This is a genomic window from Nocardiopsis lambiniae, from assembly GCF_031845465.1.
Lineage (GTDB): Bacteria > Actinomycetota > Actinomycetes > Streptosporangiales > Streptosporangiaceae > Nocardiopsis > Nocardiopsis lambiniae.
The window spans coordinates 244,053-259,514 of sequence record NZ_JAVREP010000009.1; the positions used below are offsets into that span (position 1 = coordinate 244,053).

General features: G+C 69.8%; 18 protein-coding genes and 1 tRNA gene. 11 read left to right on the forward strand and 8 right to left on the reverse strand.

The window, feature by feature from the left end:
• Nucleotides 1-6: 6 nt before the first annotated feature.
• The gene (locus tag RM479_RS15780) at nucleotides 7-1,458 is read left to right on the forward strand and encodes an MFS transporter (RefSeq protein WP_311512475.1); all 1,452 of its coding nucleotides are present in this window, start codon (nucleotides 7-9) and stop codon (nucleotides 1,456-1,458) included.
• A 78-nt stretch (nucleotides 1,459-1,536) separates the two neighbouring features.
• On the opposite strand, the gene RM479_RS15785 is transcribed toward RM479_RS15780, so the two are convergent.
• Nucleotides 1,537-1,893, reverse strand: a complete 357-nt coding sequence (locus tag RM479_RS15785) for a winged helix-turn-helix transcriptional regulator (protein ID WP_311512476.1) — start codon at nucleotides 1,891-1,893, stop codon at nucleotides 1,537-1,539.
• Nucleotides 1,894-2,010: 117 nt separating this feature from the next.
• Between RM479_RS15785 and RM479_RS15790 the strand changes: the two genes are divergently transcribed.
• The 5 genes from RM479_RS15790 to RM479_RS15810 are packed head-to-tail and all read left to right on the forward strand — an operon-like array spanning nucleotide 2,011 to nucleotide 6,491.
• Nucleotides 2,011-2,427 (forward strand): hypothetical protein, encoded by a 417-nt coding sequence (locus RM479_RS15790; RefSeq protein ID WP_311512477.1) that lies wholly within the window; start codon nucleotides 2,011-2,013, stop codon nucleotides 2,425-2,427.
• 29 nt (nucleotides 2,428-2,456) lie between these two features.
• Complete coding sequence (locus RM479_RS15795; protein WP_311512478.1) at nucleotides 2,457-3,674, forward strand: acyl-CoA dehydrogenase family protein; 1,218 nt, start codon at nucleotides 2,457-2,459, stop codon at nucleotides 3,672-3,674.
• Complete coding sequence (locus RM479_RS15800) at nucleotides 3,671-4,495, forward strand: hypothetical protein (protein WP_311512479.1); 825 nt, start codon at nucleotides 3,671-3,673, stop codon at nucleotides 4,493-4,495. The genes RM479_RS15795 and RM479_RS15800 overlap by 4 nt, the downstream gene beginning before the upstream one ends.
• The gene (locus RM479_RS15805) at nucleotides 4,488-5,429 is read left to right on the forward strand and encodes a HesA/MoeB/ThiF family protein (protein ID WP_311512480.1); all 942 of its coding nucleotides are present in this window, start codon (nucleotides 4,488-4,490) and stop codon (nucleotides 5,427-5,429) included. Before RM479_RS15800 ends, RM479_RS15805 begins: the two co-directional genes overlap by 8 nt.
• 9 nt (nucleotides 5,430-5,438) lie before the next feature.
• On the forward strand, nucleotides 5,439-6,491 hold the full coding sequence (locus RM479_RS15810) for a TauD/TfdA family dioxygenase (RefSeq protein WP_311512481.1): 1,053 nt from the start codon (nucleotides 5,439-5,441) through the stop codon (nucleotides 6,489-6,491).
• On the opposite strand, the gene RM479_RS15815 is transcribed toward RM479_RS15810, so the two are convergent.
• Entirely contained in the window at nucleotides 6,472-7,209 is a 738-nt protein-coding gene (locus tag RM479_RS15815) for a CobW C-terminal domain-containing protein (protein WP_311512482.1), read from the reverse strand. The genes RM479_RS15810 and RM479_RS15815 overlap by 20 nt on opposite strands.
• A 143-nt stretch (nucleotides 7,210-7,352) precedes the next feature.
• Here RM479_RS15815 and RM479_RS15820 point away from each other — a divergent pair, with 143 nt between their 5' ends.
• On the forward strand, nucleotides 7,353-7,484 hold the full coding sequence (locus RM479_RS15820) for a hypothetical protein (protein ID WP_311512483.1): 132 nt from the start codon (nucleotides 7,353-7,355) through the stop codon (nucleotides 7,482-7,484).
• Between the two features lie 736 nt (nucleotides 7,485-8,220).
• Here the strand turns inward: RM479_RS15820 and RM479_RS15825 are convergent.
• Nucleotides 8,221-9,195: a helix-turn-helix transcriptional regulator gene (locus tag RM479_RS15825; RefSeq protein WP_311512484.1), complete on the reverse strand. Its 975-nt coding sequence runs from the start codon at nucleotides 9,193-9,195 to the stop codon at nucleotides 8,221-8,223.
• Between the two features lie 226 nt (nucleotides 9,196-9,421).
• On the opposite strand from RM479_RS15825, the gene RM479_RS15830 reads away from it, so the two are divergent.
• A complete protein-coding gene (locus RM479_RS15830) occupies nucleotides 9,422-9,829 on the forward strand; it encodes a VOC family protein (RefSeq protein WP_274811706.1) in 408 nt (135 codons plus the stop codon).
• Between the two features lie 594 nt (nucleotides 9,830-10,423).
• Nucleotides 10,424-10,597, forward strand: a complete 174-nt coding sequence (locus tag RM479_RS15835) for a hypothetical protein (protein WP_311512485.1) — start codon at nucleotides 10,424-10,426, stop codon at nucleotides 10,595-10,597.
• A 141-nt stretch (nucleotides 10,598-10,738) separates the two neighbouring features.
• Here RM479_RS15835 and RM479_RS15840 read toward each other — a convergent pair whose 3' ends face one another.
• The 5 genes from RM479_RS15840 to RM479_RS15855 all read right to left on the reverse strand — a co-directional run bounded on the left by RM479_RS15840 (nucleotide 10,739) and on the right by RM479_RS15855 (nucleotide 12,911).
• Nucleotides 10,739-11,095 (reverse strand): hypothetical protein, encoded by a 357-nt coding sequence (locus RM479_RS15840; protein WP_311512486.1) that lies wholly within the window; start codon nucleotides 11,093-11,095, stop codon nucleotides 10,739-10,741.
• Nucleotides 11,092-11,562 (reverse strand): hypothetical protein, encoded by a 471-nt coding sequence (locus RM479_RS15845; protein ID WP_311512487.1) that lies wholly within the window; start codon nucleotides 11,560-11,562, stop codon nucleotides 11,092-11,094. The genes RM479_RS15840 and RM479_RS15845 overlap by 4 nt, the downstream gene beginning before the upstream one ends.
• A 352-nt stretch (nucleotides 11,563-11,914) precedes the next feature.
• A tRNA-Ser gene (locus RM479_RS15850) sits at nucleotides 11,915-12,003 on the reverse strand.
• A 75-nt stretch (nucleotides 12,004-12,078) separates the two neighbouring features.
• Nucleotides 12,079-12,384, reverse strand: coding sequence for an MmyB family transcriptional regulator (locus RM479_RS27605; protein WP_397222292.1), 306 nt, complete (start codon nucleotides 12,382-12,384; stop codon nucleotides 12,079-12,081).
• A gap of 8 nt (nucleotides 12,385-12,392) precedes the next feature.
• Nucleotides 12,393-12,911 (reverse strand): SigE family RNA polymerase sigma factor, encoded by a 519-nt coding sequence (locus RM479_RS15855; protein ID WP_311512488.1) that lies wholly within the window; start codon nucleotides 12,909-12,911, stop codon nucleotides 12,393-12,395.
• Nucleotides 12,912-13,531: 620 nt separating this feature from the next.
• On the opposite strand from RM479_RS15855, the gene RM479_RS15860 reads away from it, so the two are divergent.
• Together RM479_RS15860 and RM479_RS15865 are read left to right on the forward strand one after the other, a co-directional pair.
• Complete coding sequence (locus RM479_RS15860; protein WP_311512489.1) at nucleotides 13,532-14,503, forward strand: hypothetical protein; 972 nt, start codon at nucleotides 13,532-13,534, stop codon at nucleotides 14,501-14,503.
• Between the two features lies 1 nt (nucleotide 14,504).
• A partial coding sequence (locus RM479_RS15865; RefSeq protein WP_311512490.1) for a MauE/DoxX family redox-associated membrane protein occupies nucleotides 14,505-15,462 on the forward strand: 958 nt, incomplete at its 3' end.

The window sequence follows — 15,462 nt, forward strand, 5'->3', positions numbered from 1 at the left end:
GCACCGATGACGGAGAAGACGCATCCGGAGGTCACGACGACCTCCCCGCCCGCATCACCGCCGACGAAGGCGCCATGGTCGGCCCTGGCGATCGCGGGCATCGCGCAGATGCTCATCATGCTCGACTCGACCATCGTCAACGTCGCGCTGCCGTCGATCGGCCGCGATCTACAGGCCGACGCCGTCTCCCTGCAATGGACGATCAGCGGCTACGTCCTCACCTATGGCGCGCTGCTGTTGTTCGGCGGCCGTCTGGCGGACACCATCGGCCGGCGCAACGCCTTTCTCGTCGGTCTCGTCGTGTTCGGCGTCGCCTCCCTGGCCTGCGGTGTCGCCGGGAACGAGGCGACCCTCGTCGCCGCACGCCTCGGCCAGGGCGTCGGCGCCGCGGTGTTGTCGGCCTCGGCGCTGTCGATCATCGTGGCCACCTACGGCCGGTTCCCCTCCCAGCTCAATACGGCTCTGACCGTGTGGAGCGGCCTGGGGGTCATCGGTGCGACGGTCGGCGTCATCCTGGGCGGACTCATCGTCGAATCCCTGTCCTGGCGGTGGGCGTTCCTCATCAACATCCCCATCCTCCTCGGCGTCCTCGTCGCCGCGCTCGCGCTGCTCGCCCCTATGCGGGGCGCCGACGGCACGAAGATGCGCGTTCCGACCGCGCTCGTCGCCACCCTCGGCATCGGGCTGCTGTGCTTCGGTTTCATCCAGCTCCAAGAGGGACTCGGCGAACCGTGGCCGTGGTTCGCGCTCGTCGTCTCCGTCGTGCTCATCACCCTGCTCGTGCGGCATCAGAACCGTGTCGCCGACCCGCTGCTTCCGGTGTTCCTCCTGCGCGACCGTGCCTACGCGTGGGCCGGGTTCGGGCTCGTGCTGGCGGCCACCCTCATGCTCGGAGCCCTGTACCTGGCGAGCAACCACCTCCAGAACGCCCACGCCATGACCCCCTTGGAGACCGGTCTCGCCCTGCTGCCGCTCTGCTTGGGATCGCTCATCTCGGCGTTCGCGATCCCCGGTCTCGCGGGGAGGATCGGGATGGCCCGGATCTATCTGCTCGGCGTCCTCGTGCAGCTGGCCTCGATCGCGGTGATCGTCATCGCGACCGCCTCGGGGATCGGCGACGCCACCGTGGTGATCGCCGCGCTGGCGGTGTTCGGCCTCGGCCTGCCGACGATGTTCGTGCCGCTGTACACCTTCGGCTCGGCTCCGATCCCCGAGACCCACGCCGGGGTCGGATCGGGGTTGCTCAACACCTTCAACGAGGCCGGCGCCGGCGTCGGCCTGGCGATCGTCGCTCCGATCTCCACGGCCGTGATCGCCGCCCGTGTCGGTACCGGAGACGTCGCGGCGGAGGCCGCCGCGGCCGGAACCCACGCCGGGTTCTGGGTCCTGGCCGTGGTCTCACTGCTGACCGGTGTCACCGCGATCGCCCTGAGCCGCATCTCCCGAGCGAACGCCTGACCGGGCACCGTGACCCCGGGGCGGGGGGGGGGGGGGGGGGGGGCCCCCCGCCCACCACCCGCCTCCGTCGTTCTCCGGTCACCTGGTCAGTTGCAGGGGGTCGAAGTCGTTGTCGACCGACCATTTGCGCACCGGGTCGAGGGAGTCGATCAGTGAACGGCCCAAGGAGGTGATCTCGTAGCGCACTCCGGGTGGCCGGGTGTCGACGACCCGTCGATCGATGAGCCCGGCGTTCTCAAGTGAGCGCAGGGTCATCGCCATCGTCTTGACGTGGCCGCATCCGATCTCACGTTGCAGCCGCCCGAACCTCATCGGCCCCGGCCGTAACGTCAGCAGCACGGCGACCGCCCACTTCTTCGACATCAATGTGAGCAGGCCGTGCAGTGACCGCCACTCTTCTCCGCTGCTCCAGTCCTCGTGTTCGCCGTCGACCAAAGCGCTCCCCCCTGAGAATGTCCCTCTTGCCCCATGATGTCGCCAATGACACTAGGGCTCCCGTTCGACATATACACGGTTGAATGTCCTATCTCAAGTGCGTAAATATGACTGGGCATGGAGTTTTCGACCGAACGGGAGTTCACTTTGACTTCGCCTGTAACGACCGCTGCCGAGCGCGTCCTACGCCTCCCCGACATTCCGGCCGCCACTGATTCCTACCGGTCAGTAGGTGTCACCACCCGGATCGTTCTCGACGGTGGTGCCCGGACGCTGCTGATCGCCGCGGACGGCACCGCACGCTCCGTCACCGAAGCGAACCCGACCATACCGGTCGGTAACCACGAAGTCGCCGATCCCGACGACTCCGCGTGGCCGGTTCCGGACATCACCGTCGAGCTCTCCGGAGAGGATCTCCTCGCCTTGGCCGATGGCCGACTCACCGTGCTGCGGGCCCTCACCACATCCCGGATCGCCGCGCGCGGCCCGATCTTCGCCGCCATCGGCGTCGCCCACGCACTCACCCACCTGTGACCCGGACAAGCCACCCGAGGAGACCCACCATGACGATCTCTATCCGCCCCGACCTCGACGACCTGCACACGCTCCCCAAGGGACACCGCGACTCGGTCCGGCGACTCGGTGAGTTCGCGCGTGAGCGCGTCGCCCCGACCGCCGGTGAGCGCGATCGCGCGCCGATCGGCACCGTCGACTGGGATCTCGTCGGCGAGGCGCGGGACCTCGGGGGCCTGCGGATGGGCCTGCCCGAGGAGATGGGCGGTCTCGGTCTGGGTGCCGAAGGCCTCGGACGCGTCCTTGAGGAGTTCGCGGCGGCCGACCCCGGTTTCGCGCTCATCCTCGGCGCGACGGGTCTGTTCCAGACGCCGATCGTGCTCGCGGGCGATGAGCGGCTCATCGCCGAGTACCTCATGCCGTTCCTGGGAGACGCGCCGTTGCTGGGGTGCAACGCCGTGGCCGAAGAACTCAACGGCACCGACCTGGTACTGGCACAGAACGCGCCGTACGCCACCGACATGACGACGGCGACCCTGCGCGGTGACCATTACGTGCTGTCGGGGAAGAAGAAGTACATCACCAACGCGCCGGTCGCCCGCTACGCCACGGTGATGGCCAACGTCGCCGGACACCCGGGATCGACCGGCCTCACGTGCTTCATCGTCGACCTGGAGTGGGACGGGGTCCGGCGAGGCGTCACCCACGACAAGTTCGGTTACCGCACGGCTCCGGCCGGAGAACTGATCTTCAACGATGTCTCCGTGCCGGTGGAGAACGTCATCGGCGACGTGCTCGGCGGATGGGACCTCAACACCACGCAGGGCAATATCTGTCGGGTCACCTGTGCGGCGATCGCGACCGGTTTGGCGCGCCACTCGCTCGAACGGGCGCTGGAATGGGTGACCGAACGCCGGCAGGGCGGTGGAACACTGTTCCGGCACCAGATGACGGCGCGGAAGATCGCCGACATGGCCGCGGCCGTCGAGTCGGCGCGGGCGCTGTGGGTCAACGCCGCCCGCACCGTCGACACGACGCTGCCGGTCCCGACCTACGAGCCCGCCATCGCGAAGATGGTCGCGGACCGGGCCGCGGTCGACAACGCCAACATCGCGATGTCGCTCATCGGAGCCCAGGCGTTCCAGCGGGACGACGACATGGAGCGGATCCTGCGGGACAGCTTCGGCCCGCGGATCTACGAGGGCTCCCCGGAGGCCCTGGCCATGACGATCACCGATGTCCTGTGCGTCGGGGACGAGCGGCGATGACGTTCTCCACACTCGAACGTGTGGCCGCCGCCGGCACCGACGTGAACTTCGCCCGCGTCGAGCGGTCACTCATGGGGGAGCCGGTCTACCTCGGCGTCGGGCTCGACGGCAGCCTGACGATGACGGTGCGCGGAGACCATCTGCCGACTCGTTATCGACTGGCGCTGGGAGCGTTCCGGTTCTCCCAGTACCTGCGCCTCGGCTGGATGGACCCGGCTCGGGCCGCCGCCGGCGGACGGTACATCGACCGGCCCGCCCACGACCCGCGGCGGGACCTGCACACGCTGGTCGTCGACCGCTCTGACGGGACACTGGTCGGATACGTCGGACTGTCGCAGCCCGAACGGTTCGGGCTCGAAGCCGACTATGCCGTGCGCGTGGACGTCGACCTCGCCCCCGGGACCGAACGTCGACGCTTGTGGGAGGCCAAACGGCTCGTCCGGCGCGTGGGAATGGGGCACGGCCAACTGGCGCGCAACGCCCCATGGTGGGCGCTGCTCGCGCTCACCCGCGCCGTCACCGGTCTTCGAGAAGGCGGTGAGCTCGCGGCCATGATCGGCGACGGCGCCCCGGACGGCAGTCCGGCCATGCTCTCCCTTCTGGACTACGACGTGCGCACGATCGTGGCCGAGGCCCGGGCCGAGAACCTGTCGGGGTTGTACGGCCCGATGTGGCGACGGGGCGTCTCCGCGGTGCCTTTCCACGCCGTCCCGCACCCGAGGCAAGGCCCGCTGCTCCACCGCTTGGAGAACTTCCTGGCGATGGGACGCACGGGGTCGGTGCGCGATCTCCTGCGAACGAAAGGACATGCCGATGCGTGACGTGACCACCGAGGCCGAGGCCCGCGCACTCTCGGCCGACGACTTCTACCGGCACCTGGTGGCCCGTAACCGGGGCCTGGTGTCGGTCGAGGCGCAGCGGGCCGTTCGCCGCACCCGTGTGCTGGTGGCGGGGTGCGGGTCGATCGGTGGCGCCGCGATCGAGCCGCTGGCCAGGATCGGTTTCGAGAACCTGCACCTGGTCGACTCCGGGACCTACGAGCTCAACAACCTCAACCGACAAAGGGCGTGGGTACGCGACATCGGAGAGAACAAGGCCGCCGTCGCCGCCCGGGTCATCGGGGAGATCAACCCGCACGCCCGGGTCTCGGTGACCGTCGACGGCATCACCGCCGACAACGCCGACGCGTTCGTCGCCGACGCGGATCTCATCATCGACGGTGTCGATGTGACGACGATGTCCGGTCTGCGGGCCAAGCTCTCCCTGCACGAGGCGGCGCTGGCGCATCGGAGGCCGCTCGTCACAGGCTGGGACCTGGCAGGGATGCTGTGCGCCGAACACATCGACTACCGCCGTGAGAGACGCGTCTTCGGCGGGGCGATCACCTCGGACGACCTGGATCGGCTGTCGGTATGGGAGTCCATCGTGCGCATCGCGCCGATGCGGGCCATGCCGTCGGAGATGCTCGCCGAACTCGCCGACAACCTGCACGATCCCGACTACGGCGTCCCCCAACTGCCCGAGGCCGCCTGGCAGTTCGGATCCCTGGCCTGCCACATGGCGGTCCGTATCGCGGCCGGTCGGCCGATCCCCCCCAGGGTCGGCGTCGATGTCCACGCCATCACCCGGCCTCTGCGCGAACGGGTCCGCGACACCGTCGTTCGGCCTGTTCGGTACCTGAGGTTCGCGCGGGCACTCGGTCTGGCGAGCACCGTCCGCGCGACCGTCCCCCGACCCCTGCTCCAGTTCTCCTGAGGATCACGAATGACCACGATGACCACCGAAACCCCGTCCGCCGTGGACTACCGGCCCCCGCAGGACATCATCGAACTCACCGAACACGAGACCGCGGCCATCGTCGCCGCCGCCCTCGAACTCTTCGGTCGACACCGACACCGACACCTCCATGAGGAGGCCCTGCTCTACGACGTCGAAACGGTCGCCGGCCGCCTGCCCTCGCGGTTGCAGACCGAACTGCGCCGCTTCCGAGACCACGGCAATCCGGACGGTGCTCTCGTCATCGACGGGATTCCCGTCGAGACGAACGTGCCGACCCCGGCGGGGGACGGGCCGGACCCGCACTGGTCCCTGGTCCCGGTGACCACGTTCGCCCAGATGATGGTGATGAGCGTCCTCGGGTCGGTGATCGGTTACCGCGACGAGAAGGAGGGCCGTCTCGTCCAGGACGTGTTCCCCCGGGTCGGGCAGGAGAGGCGACAGGAGAATTCCGGCTCGGTGCTGCTCGAATTGCACACCGAGGACGGGTTCCTCGACCGTCCTCCCCACTACCTGTCGTTGATCTGCGTGCGCGGTGACCACGACGCCGTCGCCGCGACCCTCGCGTGCGGGATCCGCCGTGTGCTGCCGTCCATCCCGGCCGACGTCGTCGCCGTCCTGCGCCGGGACCGCTTTCAGATCGCTTTCTCGACTTCGTTCACCGGAGGGAGGGAGGACATCTGGAGCAGACCGCTCGCCGTGCTCACCGGCCCCATCGACGACCCTCACCTCACCGTTGACTTCCACGGCATGGTGGGGCTCGACGGGGAGGCCCAGAACGCCCTCGACCGGCTGCGCGAACTGTTCTTGGAGAACGTCGTCGGTGCGGTCCTGCGTCCCGGGCAGTTGATGATCGTCGACAACCGGGTGGCCGTTCACGGCCGGACCTCGTTCGAGCCGCGATACGACGGCACCGACCGGTGGCTGCGCCGGTGCTTCTCGGTGAGCGACCTGCGGACGGTGCGCGACCAGGCCGACCACGGGCGGGCCCTGCGGAGCGGTGGCGAGCGGCACCGACGTATCACCGCCTCCCGCGCCTGACGACGCCGGTCCGGGCCGGCCGTGCCATGACTCGGCCACGGCTGGATTCAGGGCCCGGGACACCGGGGTCGCCCGTCGTGTTCGCGAACCCGGGTGCGTTCCGCGGACGCCGCCCGCCGGGGTGGGCGTCCGCGGAACACCCCCTATCGCTCGCGCCCCTCCTCGCTCTCCAACAGGGGGCGAAGGGGTCTTCGCACAGTGGACCGTGGCGCTCCCACGCGATCGACTCCTCCTCGCTCAGCAGGCAGGAGTCCAGTAGGGAGAGCAGCCGTGGCACGTTCACGCCCAGACCGGTGAACGCGAGGTGCCGGCAGCGGTCCCCCGTGCGCGGGTGCCAGTCGAACATGTCGCCCGGGCCGCGGAGTCCGGCGGCCAGGGAGCGTTCCGGCGCAGGCAGAGCGGCCGGCCAGGGGCCGCTGGGTTCGAAGGAGAGTGAGAGGCCGACCGCCTCCCAGGACAGCATCGTGCCGGGTCTGCTCGCCAGCCACAGGCGGCCCCGGCTGCGCAGGCTCGCACCGGTCATCTCGTCCAGTGCCTCGTAGAAGCGTTCGGGGTGCAGCGGGCGGAACCGACGCCACACCACGGTCTCCACCATGTCCTCCCCGGTCAGAGGGGGGACGGGAGGGAACACGGGCGACAGCCGGGTGGCGGCGCCGACCTCGTCGAAACGTCCGGAGAAGAGGGGGGCCAGTTCGCGCGGGGCGGGCTCGGTCCACAAACGGCCGAGGGGTTGAGGTGGGCGAGGAGGGACCGGCACAGCCGCACCTGGACGCCCTTCTGTCCGGCTCCGACCAAGGCGATGTGGTCGGCGTAGTCGACGTGACGCAGAAGGACCTCGGCCGTCGTGCGAGGGTCGTCCGCATGCGGGCGCAGACCGCGCGAGTACGCCATCTCGCCGCTCACCAGATCCGATACGCACCGGTGCGCGTCGACGGCCGTGATCACCCCGACCAGAGCGACGCCGGGACCCCCGCCGGCCGGGAACGTCAGTGATTCGGCCACTATCGCCGGGTCCATGCCTCCCGGGGCCTCCACGATCAGAGGCGCGCCCTCCCCGCCGCGTGGGACCCGGGCGGGATCGAAGCGCAGGACCGTCGCCTCGGGCGCGGCCTTCGCCAGATCGCGGACCACGCGGCTCCGCGCCTCCTCGTGGATACCGGACACGACCAGCGTTGGGGTGGGCCGACCATCGGTCACGGGTGTCCTCGCTCCTCGGTGAAAGGCAAGGCGGGCTCGGGGACGGTCCGCGGAACAGCGGGCCGGCCTGCGTCCGTCACCTCCCGGTTCGATGGAGTCGTCGCCTTGCGAAAATGAAAACCATTATCAATAATCGCTCATGTGCTCCCCCTGTCCACCCCGGGCACCGCCCGGCCCTCGCCCCGGATTCCTCTGCCCGGTCCGGGCCGCCACCTTTCCCGAAGGCTCACCGGAGCGGCGGTGGATCGCCGGCTCCGAGGTGCGTTTCCCCGCTGTCGGGCAACGGCGTACCGCCGTGGCGGGCGGCATCCGTCCCACCCGTACTCGGGGGCGGCGGACATCGGGCTCGACGGCGGTCACGTCCGCTCGACGCGCTACCCGGGTGGGCGTGGGGCACCCGTCGGGCGGCGCTCGACCGAACGCACGACGTGCTTCACGAGATCGTCCGTCGACGCACCGGCGTGTGGTCCGACTCCACCTGCGTGGTCGGCGTACATCACGCCCACGAGCGGCCCGCGGAAGGCGACGACCCTCACGATGACGCTCCGTAGCGGGTGGCGATCGCGGCGGCGCGATCGCGCAGGGAGGCGCGCAACCACTGCGGGGCCAGGGCCTCCGCGTCCGTGGCGAGCCGCCACAGCGCCCATTCGGCGTGCCTCGGATCCTGGAAGGTCACCTCCAGTCGCAGCCGACCCTCCTCGTCGGCCTCTTCGGCGAGGACGGCCAGCGCGGTGTCCACCAACTCCTCCCGCCGTGCCGGGTCCACCCGCACCAGCACGGTGACCTGGTCACCGCCGGTCCGGAACCGTGCGCCGCGTTCCTGCCAGGCCCGGTCCAGATCGACCCGGTCCGGTCGCTGCGCGGGTTCGGTGAGTTCCTCGGCGGCCAGCACCCGGGACAGTCGGTAGGTGCGGTCCGCGCCCGACCTCGTGGCCAGCAGGTAGCCCCGGTCGCGTACGGTGACCAGCCCGATCGGGTCCACCGTGCGCCACTTCGGGGTCTGGTCCACGGCCGCGTAGTGGATGCGCAGCCTGTGTCCGGCGAACACCGCGCGCCGGATCTCGGCCACGATGGCGTCGGACACCTCCTCGACGGCCGGTCGACGGGAGAGGAGGTCGGTCTCCGGGTCGATGAGCAGGCGCTCGGCCACGTCTGCCGCGGCGTCCCGATGGCTTTCGGGCAGCGCGTCGACCACCTTGAGCATGGCCGAGGCGAGCGCGGAGCCGAGACCGAACGCCTGGGCGCCGCGTCGGGATCCGGCGACCAGGAGGGCGAGGGCCTCGTCGTGGTTCAGTCCGGTGAGTTCGGCCCGGAAGCCGGGCGACAACGCGAAACCGCCGTGCCGACCGCGTTCGGCGTAGACCGGGACGCCGGCCGCGGACAGCGCCTCGATGTCGCGCAGCACGGTGCGGGTGGACACCTCCAGCTCGCGGGACAGCGTGGCCGCGGACAGCCGGCCGTGCCGGCGCAGCAGCAGGACCAGCGATACCAATCGGTCCGCGCGCATGCGAGAACTTTACAGGAATACATGACAGAGGATGTCGTGATTTTTTGGGAGGCTCAACGGAGTGGCCCTCGTACACCCGAGCGGTCACTCCCCACGGTCCGGACGCGCGGACGGTTCCCGCGGGGGTCGAACCCCGGCGGTCGAGCGCCGCCGGGTTCGGACCACCGTCGATTCCGGCCGCCACGGTCCCGGCCGTTCGCGATCCACGCACACGAAGGAGCATCGGATGGGGTCTCGACTCAACCCTTACATCGGTTACAAAGGGAACGCGCGGCAGGCGATGGAGTTCTACCGGGAGGTCTTCGGCGGCGAGCTGGAGATGGGCACGGTCTCGGATTTCGGCTCACCGGACTCGCCCGACGCCGACAAGCTCATGCACGCCCGGCTCGACACCCCGGACGGCTGCACGCTGATGGCCTGGGACGTCCCGGAGGGGGTGCCCCACCACCCGGGCGACAACGTCGCGGTCTACCTCGGCGGTGACGACGAACTCCGCGTCCACTTCGAGAAGCTGTCCGTCGGCGGCACCGTGACGATGCCTCTGGAGAAGCAGGCGTGGGGTGACGAGGCCGGCGCGCTCGTGGACCGCTTCGGCATCAGCTGGATGTTCAACATCACCGCTCGGCGATCCTGATCGACCACGGAGTCACCGCGCTCGAAATCCCGAACCGGTCCGCCACGGAGTCCTTCGGGTCCCGGACGGGCCCCGGGTCGCTCCTGGAGCGTTGCGAGCCACCGGGACCGGCACCTCTGCCGTCTCTGATGGTCGGTCACACGCAGTCAGCGGCCCGGACGGGCGAGCCTGAGCGGGCCGCTGCTGCTTACTCGCCCGGTGCCGCGATGGGTACCGGGTTCGGGGTCTTCATCACACCTGGAACAAGACACACCGGGCCTTCCTGACCGCCGATCCACCAACCGGCCGAGGTGCTCCGGTCGGCGGGAGCGACGATTCCGCCCGACAGGGGCCGACCATTGGGGACGATTGCCGCGTGAGGGGCCGGACGGTGATGATCCGGGCGAGCTGATCGGATTGACCGTCAACGAGATCCGCCGTCTGCACGCCCACTACCACCGGCCCGATCATGCCTGTTCGCATCGGGTTCGTTGGTCGTGGTGGAGACGCCGCCACCAGGCCCCGGCCCGCCGCTGCCACTACCAACGGCAGAGACGCCTCATCGATCACTGAGTAAATTCAACAGCGAAACCTGAGGAGAGAAGGACGGATTCCATGCGAATAGCTGTAGAAGGCATCGACGGCATAGACAAGAGCACCGCCCTCTCCTACTTGCGGGACCGGCTCGCCACCGACCGAAGCCTGCTCACCACCACGATGGCTCCGATCACACTCGAACTGATGAAGAGATTCGGTCGTGACGTGTACGGTGTCGAGCAGGCATACTGAGCCTTTTTCATCCTGAAGGTGCAGTTCACAGCCCCGTACCGGCCTCCCGAAACCCCTCGGGGACAGCAAGAAGCCCGTCGCAGAGGAGTTAACGACCGAGAAAACCCGGCACCAGAGCATCACGGCCCGGGCGAACCGGCGTCATCGGTCGGTGTCCTTGGGGTGGCGGGGTGAGGCGTAGACGAGCCAGAGGGTGCGGGCGTCGTCGTCAATGGCGTAGCGGACGCGGCCGCCGCTGGTGACCTCATACTCCCACTGTTCGAGATCGGCACCGTTGTGGCGGTGAGTTCCGAGGTCGCCGCGGAGGCGGTGCTGCCGGTCTGGACGGGCACGTGAGCGGGGTCCGGTGCGTAGGTCCTCGAAGCAGCGTCGGGTGTTGGCCAGGGCCAGACGGCACAACTCTTCCCAGCCGTGTACCGCGTCGGTGGTCGCGAAGCGGATCTCCCAGAGACCGTCAGGGGCGGGAACGGTGACGCGGTCGCCACGCTTGGGGCTCACGCGACGACGTCCACGGTGCCGAAGTCTCCGTCGGTGGGACGCTTCGCCTCTCGGTAGGCGTCGGGGTCGGCCTTGATGCGGGCGGTGGCGCGCCAGCCGGCAACGACTTCTTCGGCGTTGCCGTCCGTGCCGAGTTCGGCGGCGTCGGACAGGGCCCCGACGAGTTCGACGGTGAACTCGCGGACCTCCTCCTCGGTGAGATGGCGGACCCAGGGGAAGACCTCGGACATGGCCAGGAGCAGGGTGCGGGCTGTGGGGTCCTGCCGCATGAGGGCGAGGAAGAGCCGAGAGGCAGTCGTCAGCGACTGGTCGCGGCTGTCGGCCTTGTCAGCGGAGGTGAGGTAGAAGTCCGCCGAGTCGCGGTGGGTGACGCGGACCCGGCCGAGCCGTGCGGCCCGCGCCGCCACGTCCTTGGGGTGGCGGGAAAGGTCGGAGAAGGAAACGGTGTCCGGGTCGGTGACGGGCATACCGAAAGGATAGTTCAGAACGTGTTCTGATTCCAGGGGGTGGGGTTCTGAAAGCGGCGCCTTGACGGGATCGGCCTGCACTCGCGCGCTGCATGACCCGCACGGGAGCGGTTCTGATCTGCGCGCTGGCGGCTGGTGCGGGTGAGTGACCAGATCATCGAGGTAAGCCGGAACCTCTTGCCGAGTGGCTGTCCCGATTCTGGGAAGTGTGCTGCCGGCTATGGAGCGTGAGGCCGCCGAGACGACGGGCCGGTGCCTCGGCGGTGGCGCCGAGCGGGGCCGACGTGCGTGCTGAACACCGCATAAAAAGACCTGGGGTCTTCCAGCATGTGGAAAACCCCAGGTCGGAGCGCGGAGGATCGGGGATTTGAACCCCGGATGGGCGTAAACCCAAACCGCATTAGCAGTGCGGCGCCATAGACCTGACTAGGCGAATCCTCCTGGCTGCCCCAAGGGTACAGACACGTGGGCCCGCTGTGCAAAACGAATCCCGCCGATCGGTTCCCGGGGTGGTCCTCAGGCTCCCGCGAGACGGAGCCGGCGGCTCGTCGCGGGTGGGTCCGCGGCTGCGCACAGCGTCCACAACGCCGGCTCGGACGGGCTTCCCGGCCCGGCGTCGTAGGTGATGATCCGCTGCCCCGGGCCTCCCGGTATGTCCAACGTCTCGAAATCCTTCTCCATCCGGCCCACCATCGGGTGATCCATCCGTTTCACCCCGGACGTGCGGTGGCTTCCCCGTGCGGGCCGACGAATCCCATCGAGGACGACCTGTCGGTGTCGGTCAGCCGGTGGGTCAGACCCGTCGGAGAAGCCACCGCACATCCTCACGATCAGCCGGTGGTGCGCTCGATGATGAGGTCGGCGTCCCGGCGCAATCGGTCGACGGCCCGGGAGAGCGTGCTCTTGACCGTGCCGAGGGTGACGCCCATCCGTTCGGCGATCTGGGCCTCGGTGAGGTCCTCGTAGTAGCGCAGGATCACCGTCGTGCGCTGGCGGTCGGGCAGTTTGTCGATGGATCGGCGCACCACGTCCGCGAGGTCGCTGCGCCAGGTGGGGTCGTCGACCCGCTGCTCGGGGATCTCGTCGGTGGGGTACACGTCCAAATGGTTGCGACGCCATTCGGAGATCCGGGCGTTGACCATGGCCCGGCGCACGTACCCGTCGCGGGCGCGCGGGTCGACGATGCGGTCCCATGACAGGAACGTCTTGACCAGCGCGGCCTGGAGCAGGTCCTCGGCGTCGTTGTGGCTGCCGGTGATGGACCTGGCCATGCGCAGCAGTGCGGGTCCGCGTTCGGCGACGTAGCGGCTGAACTCGTCGTACCGGGGTGTCTGCTTGGTGCCGGCCACACGCGTTCACCGCCCTTCACCGTGTGCGCCCTGGAAAGGCCTGTGGCCTCAACTCTCACACAGCGCACGCAAACTCCCGGGAACCTACGGCCCACGCGCCGACAAACGGCGCGGCGTGGAGGCTCCCGTCCTCCCCGCCGCGCCCGGCGGCGGGCCGCTGCCGCCACCACGGGCCCGGGAAGGCGAGGGTGTCGCCGAGGGCGGGCCGTTCGGTGGTCACCTCGACCGGTCGGTCCGCGGCTCCGGCGACGGGGAGGGACTCGGTGGCGTCGGCCGGGGAGGGCGCCCCGACCAGGACCAGGAGCAGGGGAACGGCGACGGTGGCGAGGGTGCGGAGGCCCTTGTCCGCCTTTCGTACTCTTTCGTGATTTTCTGGGGTCTATCGGCAACCGTGTGGACACAGGACGTACTCGGAAGATCGCATGACGTGTCGATCCCGGGGCGGTTGACCTGGAGTTCTTCTGTGGTCGCACAGAGCGCCTGCTTTGTCGCGCTTGGCAATATTCGGGACATGCCATCCACATGAACCGCCGAGCTTCGGCGTGTGGTCCGCAGGTCGGGCCCGCGATCGGGAGAATGGGCACAGAGGACGAGTCGGGCGACAGGGGGACGCGAGCGACATGTCACTGATCACTGACAAAGAACGCGATCGCGCGCGGTTCACCGCCGCGCTGTTGGGTCCCGAGAGCACACCCGCGCCCACACCGCTCAACGGTCGGGTCGCCCGCGGTGTCGTCGTCGACGTCACCTCCTACATGCTCTGCGTGGCCACACCGCGCGGGGAGGAGCGTTTCCTCTACGAACGCGCCACCTCGTTCTGGCGCGGAGGCGAGGTCCCGGTCGGCGAACTGCGCACCGGCGATGACGTCGTGGTGCTCTGCTCCCACGATGGACGCCTGGTGGCCGAACGCGTCTGGGCGCAGGCCGCCCGCGCCACCGGGGTCATCACCGCCCGCGACGACGACACCCTGGAGGTCGACCCCGGTCACGGTCGTCCCCGGCTCACCGTCGTCATCCCCTACCGGACCTCGGGCCGCATCACCGTGCGCCATCCGCGCCTGGAACCCGGGTACCTGTTCGACGCCGTCGGCATCTGGCGCGAGGGCGCGGTGTGGGCGGTGCGCCCGGCCACCACCCAGCCGCCCTACCCGCGCTCCGCCACCCCGCGACGCCCGCCCGCGACACGGCGCTCCGCCACCCTGAGCGGCATCGCCACCTGGTACGACCCCGCCTCGGGGCGCGCCGCCCACCTGGACCCGCGCGCCCACATCGAAGGGCTGGCCTACCCCGCGCTCGACCGGGCCGGCCACTCCCGCGACTGCGACCGGCGCACCTCCTGCGTGCCCCTGCCGCTGCTGTCCACCGGTGCCACACTGAGCCTGCGCAACGACTGCGTGCACAGGTCCGCGGTCCTGTCCGTCGTCGACTGCGCCGCCGCGGACGGCTGGATGTGCGACCTGTGCCCGAGCTGCGGCGGCCAGGGGGCCGGGCGCCTGGCCTCCCTCACCATGACCTCCTTCGTCGCCCTCGGCGGGCGGCTGGAGGACGGCTGCTTCAACGCGACCGTGACGGTCCACAACGGAGAGGTGTGACATGCCGTCGGAGATCCTTGAAGCGCTCCGCGAGGTCCAGCTGCCGCTCTTGGCGGTGCTGCTCCTGTTCGGCGCCCTCGCCAAGTTCACCTCCCGCGACGCGTCCTCGGGGTTGTCGGTCCTGGTCCCCGAACGACTGCGCCGCACGTCCGCGCTCGGCACGGGGCTGGCGGAGACGGCCCTGGCCGCCGGCCTGATCCTGCTCTCCGGGGCGCTCGGCGACGCGGCCCGACTGCTCACCGCCCTGGTGTTCGCCGCGTCCATCGTCGTCCTGCTGCTGGTCCGCCGTCGCGACCCGGAAGCGGGTTGCGGCTGCTTCGGCGGACTCAGTCGCGCGCCGATCGGGTGGCGCACCCTCGCCAGGGCCGGACTGCTGTCCGTCGCGGCGCTGTCCACCCTGGGGGTGGAACCGAACGCCTGGCGGGTCGTCCTCGACATCGGACCGGCGCACGTCGCCGTCCTGGGCGTCGAGCTGCTCCTGCTGGCCCTGCTCAGCCCCGAGCCGCGCGAGATGGCCCGGCGCCTGCGCCACCGTGAACCCTGCGAGCTGCGCGAGGTCTCCGAACGCTCCGTCCTGCGCAGGCTCCGCCGCAGCGACATGTGGCGTACCAACGCACCGCTCCTGCTCGACACCGAACCCATGGACACCTGGCGTCACGGTTGCCGACGGTTCCTGCGCTACGACGGGCTGCGCCACGGGCGGCGCGTCGACGTGGTCTACGCCGTGCGCGTCGACGGACCTCGGCGCACCGCCGTGCGCTCGGTCGTGCTCGATCGGGAGAACGGTCGCGTCATCGCCTCCTTCGGCGCGATCTCCAGCCGGGAGCTTCAGGGGCCGCCGCGAGCCTCGACGAGGCGAGGGAACATCCCCTGGGGCGTTCCGGCACCTGGCCCAGCGAGGACCTGGAGGCGGAGGTCACCGGGTGACCGCTCGTGGGACCCGGTCTCAGCCGAGTTTC

What these genes read in the sequence shown, in the direction of transcription:
- RM479_RS15780 (WP_311512475.1), top strand. Translation starts at nt 7, where the DNA reads ATGACGGAGAAGACGCATCCGGAGGTCACGACGACCTCCCCGCCCGCA.
- RM479_RS15790 (WP_311512477.1), top strand. Translation starts at nt 2,011, where the DNA reads ATGGAGTTTTCGACCGAACGGGAGTTCACTTTGACTTCGCCTGTAACG.
- RM479_RS15795 (WP_311512478.1), top strand. Translation starts at nt 2,457, where the DNA reads ATGACGATCTCTATCCGCCCCGACCTCGACGACCTGCACACGCTCCCC.
- RM479_RS15800 (WP_311512479.1), top strand. Translation starts at nt 3,671, where the DNA reads ATGACGTTCTCCACACTCGAACGTGTGGCCGCCGCCGGCACCGACGTG.
- RM479_RS15805 (WP_311512480.1), top strand. Translation starts at nt 4,488, where the DNA reads ATGCGTGACGTGACCACCGAGGCCGAGGCCCGCGCACTCTCGGCCGAC.
- RM479_RS15810 (WP_311512481.1), top strand. Translation starts at nt 5,439, where the DNA reads ATGACCACGATGACCACCGAAACCCCGTCCGCCGTGGACTACCGGCCC.
- RM479_RS15820 (WP_311512483.1), top strand. Translation starts at nt 7,353, where the DNA reads ATGCGGGCGCAGACCGCGCGAGTACGCCATCTCGCCGCTCACCAGATC.
- RM479_RS15825 (WP_311512484.1), bottom strand. Translation starts at nt 9,195, where the DNA reads ATGCGCGCGGACCGATTGGTATCGCTGGTCCTGCTGCTGCGCCGGCAC.
- RM479_RS15830 (WP_274811706.1), top strand. Translation starts at nt 9,422, where the DNA reads ATGGGGTCTCGACTCAACCCTTACATCGGTTACAAAGGGAACGCGCGG.
- RM479_RS15835 (WP_311512485.1), top strand. Translation starts at nt 10,424, where the DNA reads ATGCGAATAGCTGTAGAAGGCATCGACGGCATAGACAAGAGCACCGCC.
- RM479_RS15845 (WP_311512487.1), bottom strand. Translation starts at nt 11,562, where the DNA reads ATGCCCGTCACCGACCCGGACACCGTTTCCTTCTCCGACCTTTCCCGC.
- RM479_RS27605 (WP_397222292.1), bottom strand. Translation starts at nt 12,384, where the DNA reads ATGTGCGGTGGCTTCTCCGACGGGTCTGACCCACCGGCTGACCGACAC.
- RM479_RS15860 (WP_311512489.1), top strand. Translation starts at nt 13,532, where the DNA reads ATGTCACTGATCACTGACAAAGAACGCGATCGCGCGCGGTTCACCGCC.